General features: G+C 65.7%; 3 protein-coding genes. All 3 read left to right on the forward strand.

What is annotated here, in order from left to right; translation table 11 throughout:
- Positions 1–1,769 (forward strand): aminomethyl-transferring glycine dehydrogenase subunit GcvPB (gene gcvPB / locus J7E68_RS02445; RefSeq protein WP_215169535.1); only part of this gene is annotated, 1,769 nt, incomplete at its 5' end.
- A gap of 225 nt (positions 1,770–1,994) precedes the next feature.
- The gene (locus J7E68_RS02450) at positions 1,995–3,629 is read left to right on the forward strand and encodes an ABC transporter substrate-binding protein (protein WP_215169537.1); all 1,635 of its coding nucleotides are present in this window, start codon (positions 1,995–1,997) and stop codon (positions 3,627–3,629) included.
- A gap of 105 nt (positions 3,630–3,734) precedes the next feature.
- On the forward strand, positions 3,735–4,102 hold a 368-nt coding region (locus tag J7E68_RS02455), incomplete at its 3' end, for an ABC transporter permease (protein ID WP_215169539.1).

Consider the following 4,102-nt stretch of genomic DNA (forward strand, 5'->3'; position numbering starts at 1 on the left):
GGCTCGCAGATGCCGGGGCCGAGGTCGTGCACGGTTCGTTCTTCGACACCCTGCAGGTGCGGGTGCCCGGTCGCGCGGCGGAGTTCGTGCAGCAGGCCCACGACGGCTTCGGCATCCTGCTGAGCGCGGCAGACGCCGATACGGTCGGGATCTCGGTCGACGAGACGACGACGGTCGCCGAGCTCCACCAGGTGGCTCAGGTGTTCGGGGGCGCGCAGAAGCGTGCGTTCGGATTCTTCGGATCGGGCTCGCACGGCACTCTTCCCGACGACCTGATCCGTCAGGACGACTACCTGACGCACCCGGTCTTCCACGCGCACCGCAGCGAGACCGCGATGATGCGCTATCTCAAGAGCCTGGCCGACCGCGACTACGCGCTCGACCGCGGCATGATCCCGCTCGGCTCCTGCACCATGAAGCTCAACGCCGCGACCGAGATGGCATCGATCACGTGGCCGGAGTTCGCGGGCATCCATCCGTTCGCGCCGGCATCGGACGTCGCGGGATACCTCGACCTGATCGACCAGCTCGAGGCGTGGCTCGCCGAGGTGACGGGATACGATGCCGTCTCGCTGCAGCCGAACGCGGGATCGCAGGGCGAGCTCGCCGGCCTGCTGGCGATCCGCGGATACCACCTCGCGAACGGTGACACGCAGCGCACGGTGTGCCTGATCCCGTCGTCCGCGCACGGCACGAACGCCGCTTCCGCAGTGCTCGCGGGCATGAAGGTCGTGGTCGTGGCCTGCGACGAGCTCGGCAACGTCGACCTCGGCGATCTTCGCGCCAAGATCGCCGCGCATGCCGACGAACTCTCGTCGCTGATGATCACCTACCCGTCGACGCACGGCGTCTACGAGCAGGACGTGGTCGAGATCACGACCGCGGTGCACGAGGCCGGCGGACAGGTGTACGTCGACGGGGCGAACCTCAACGCGCTGCTCGGCTACGCGCGCTTCGGCGACCTCGGCGGCGACGTCTCGCACCTCAATCTGCACAAGACCTTCGCCATTCCGCACGGCGGTGGCGGACCCGGCGTCGGTCCTGTGGCCGCGAAGGCGCACCTCGCTCCGTACCTGCCCTCGCACCCGCTGGCGCAGAAGGCCGAGCACGCGGGTGGGTTCGTCTTCGAGGGCGGCGCGGTCTCGGCCGCGCCCTACGGCTCGGCGGGCATCCTGCCGATCTCGTGGTCGTACGTGCGCATGATGGGGGCGGACGGCCTCCGTCACGCGACCGCGGCCGCCGTTCTGTCGGCGAACTACATCGCGGCTCGGCTGGGCGAACACTACCCGGTGCTCTACGCGGGTGAAGACGGCCGTGTGGCGCACGAGTGCATCCTCGACCTGCGCCCTCTGAAGGAGGCGACCGGCATCACGGTCGACGACGTGGCCAAGCGTCTCATCGACTACGGCTTCCACGCGCCGACCATGTCGTTCCCGGTCGCGGGAACCCTGATGGTCGAGCCCACAGAGTCCGAGGACATCGACGAGATCGAGCGGTTCATCGAGGCGATGATCATGATCAAGGCCGAGGCGGATGCTGTCGCCGCAGGTCGCTGGCCCGCCGACGACAACCCGCTGGTGCACGCACCGCACACGGCGGTCTCGCTCATCTCGGGGGAGTGGAATCACGCGTACACCCGCGAGGACGCGGCCTATCCGGTGCACGCGCTGGTGGCCGGCAAGTACTGGCCGCCGGTGCGCCGTATCGACCAGGCCTATGGCGACCGCAACCTCGTATGCGCCTGCCCGCCGATCGAGGCGTTCGCCTGATCGGATGTCTGCCACGAGGCGGCGTCGCGTCCTTCCGGATGCGGCGCCGCTTCTCGTTTCCGTGCATTTCCGCATGTTTCCGCGATATTACGGTTCATCACCACTCAGTAACGGTTCATTAGCCGAGTGCGATGTGTGGTGAACGCCGGGTTACAGTCAACTATCCCTACGCGCTCGATGATGTGCGCGCAGTCTGATGAATACCCGTCCACAGGAGGACACAAAGTGAAGCGCAACAAGATCGCCCTTGCGGGCACCGCGCTGTTCGCGATCGGCGCCCTGGCGCTCGCGGGCTGCGCGAGCGGTGGAGGCAACGAAGGCGATGGCGGATCCGGCGCAGCCGGCGACCCGGATGCCATCATCACCACGAACGGCTCGGAGCCGGAGAACCCGCTGATCCCCAGCAACACCAACGAGGTGGGTGGCGGAAAGATCCTCGACGAGATCTTCGCCGGTCTGATCTACTACGACGCCGACGGCAAGCCGGTCAACGACATGGCCGAAGAGATCACGACCGAGGACCCGCAGAACCTCACCGTGAAGCTCAAGGAGGGCATGACCTTCACCGATGGTGAAGAGGTCACCGCCGACAACTTCATCAAGGCGTGGAACGAGGGCGCGAAGCTCTCGAACGCACACCTCTCGAGCTACTTCTTCGAGGACATCGAGGGCTTCAGCTACGACGAGGACTCGGAGCTCACGGGCCTCGAGCAGGTCGATGACTACACCTTCACGATCGCGCTGAACAAGCCGGCCTCCGACTTCGCTCTGCGTCTCGGCTACTCGGCCTTCTACCCGCTCCCGGACGTCGCGTTCGAGGACATGGAAGCCTACGGTCAGAACCCGATCGGCAACGGTCCGTACATGATCGACGGCGAAGACGCATGGCAGCACGACGTGCAGATCGACCTCGTCCGCAACGATGACTACGAGGGCGGCCGCAAGGCAGCCAACGGCGGTCTGACGATCAAGTTCTACGCCACGCAGGAAGCGGCATACGCCGACCTGCAGGGTGGAGACGTCGACGTGATCGACGCGATCCCGACCGGCTCGCTCCCGGTCTTCGCCGATGAGCTCGGCGACCGCGCCGTGAACCAGCCGTCGGCTGTGTTCCAGTCGTTCACCATCGGTCAGTTCCTCCCGCACTTCAGCGGCGAAGAGGGCCAGCTGCGTCGTCAGGCGCTGTCGATGGCGATCAACCGCGAAGAGATCACCGAGACGATCTTCTCGGGCACCCGCACCCCGGCTGCCGACTTCACCTCGCCGGTCATCGCCGGCTGGTCCGACTCGGTTCCCGGTAGCGAGGTTCTCGAGTTCAACCCCGACGAGGCCAAGAAGCTGTGGGCCGAGGCCGACGCGATCTCGCCGTGGGACGGCGAGTTCAAGATCGCTTACAACTCCGATGGTGGGCACGACGCCTGGGTCGACGCAGTGTCGAACCAGATCAAGAACACGCTCGGCATCGAGGCATCGGGCGACCCGTACCCGACCTTCCAGGACCTTCGCACGAAGATCAACGACCGCAGCATCACCACGGCTGCGCGTTCGGGCTGGCAGGCCGACTACCCGGGTCTGTACAACTTCCTCGGACCGCTCTACGCCACGGGCGCCGGTTCCAACGACGGTGACTACACGAACCCCGAGTTCGACGAGCTCATCTCCGCGGGTATCAGCAACCCCGACGCCGACGCGCAGATCGAGGACTTCTCCAAGGCGCAGGAGGTCCTCTTCCAGGACCTGCCCGCGATCCCGCTGTGGTACTCGAACGTGACCGGTGGCTTCGGCGAGAGCGTCGACAACGTGACGTTCGGCTGGAACTCGGTTCCGCTGTACTACGAGATCACGAAGGCCGGCGAGTAAAGCCAGACGGCACTTCACCTGTGAGGCGGTGACGATTCTTTCGTCACCGCCTCACAGGCTTGTGTTCGCCTCGCTTTTCTCACCCCTCAAAGAAGGGACAAGCGGATGCTCGGTTACATTCTGAGACGTCTTCTGCAGGTGATCCCGGTCTTCTTCGGAGCCACCCTGCTCATTTACTTCCTCGTGTTCGCCATGCCCGGCGACCCGATCCTCGCCCTGTTCGGCGACAAGACCCCGAGCCCGGCCGTCATCGAGCAGCTGCGCGAGCAGTATCACCTGAACGATCCGTTCATCGTGCAGTACTGGTACTACATCACGGGCGTGTTCCAGGGCGATCTGGGAACGACCTACTCCGGCAGGCCCGTGTCGGCGGTCCTCGCCGCGACGCTCCCTGTCACCGGCCGCCTCGCCGTCATGGCGATCGCCATCGAGTTCGTGCTGGCGATCATCATCGGCACGATCTCGGCGCTGCG

Source organism: Microbacterium sp. ISL-103 (assembly GCF_018613995.1).
In the GTDB taxonomy this organism is placed as follows: Bacteria; Actinomycetota; Actinomycetes; order Actinomycetales; family Microbacteriaceae; genus Microbacterium.